The sequence below is a fragment of the Herbiconiux daphne genome (assembly GCF_024979295.1).
Taxonomy (GTDB): domain Bacteria; phylum Actinomycetota; class Actinomycetes; order Actinomycetales; family Microbacteriaceae; genus Herbiconiux; species Herbiconiux daphnes.
Genome location: NZ_JANLCJ010000458.1, coordinates 1 through 658, shown reverse-complemented (window position 1 = coordinate 658; position 658 = coordinate 1). Strand labels below are relative to the sequence as shown.

Annotated in this window: 2 protein-coding genes; both read right to left on the bottom strand. The window is 42.1% G+C overall.

The window, feature by feature from the left end:
- On the bottom strand, positions 1-240 hold a 240-nt coding region (locus N1032_RS25840; RefSeq protein WP_259543476.1), incomplete at its 3' end, for a hypothetical protein.
- Positions 241-394: 154 nt separating this feature from the next.
- On the bottom strand, positions 395-658 hold a 264-nt coding region (locus N1032_RS25835; RefSeq protein WP_259543475.1), incomplete at its 5' end, for a DUF5476 domain-containing protein.

Sequence of the window (658 nt, the reverse complement as noted above, 5' to 3'; positions counted from 1 at the left end):
TGATATGAAGTTATAACTATCCACTACATATTTATAATGGAGAGATAACCCCGTAGAGAAAGATTGATGAGCTACAAACTCACCATCAAGAAAATATTCAAACTCTCTTGCTTCGATGGAAGGATAGAATATAGAGCACCATTCATAGAACTCTTCTTCTGACATAGCAGGTTTGCATTCGTCATAGAACCATTTCTCAGCGATACGCCTGCATCTATTAGTCTCTTCAACTGTAATCATTCTGGCTTCTTACCAGCACGAATCTGGGAGATGTGAATAGCAGTAGCTTGTTTCTCTGCTTTCTTTTTGGCACCTCGTCCTTTGTAGAGTTTGCCAGATTCGCCATACCGGTATCCGCCTGATACACGTATAACAGGCATAGGATACTCCTTACTTAGATAGCACCTTGGGGCTTACGTTTAATTTTACTTGCCTTGGTAGGAGCAGTTTCTTCAGTTGTCACTGTAGTATTCTGCTGATAAGTAGGGGCAGTGGTAGGAACTACTTCGGTAGGAGTGGTATCTTTGGTTACAGTTGCTTCATCATTTCCACTAACTGTATCATCCATACCACCATACTGAACACCAGCTACTTCAGGGGCAGCACGGATTGGTTCAGGTAGGGTAAGAGTTTGAGTTGAAGGTTTTGGAGTCTTCAC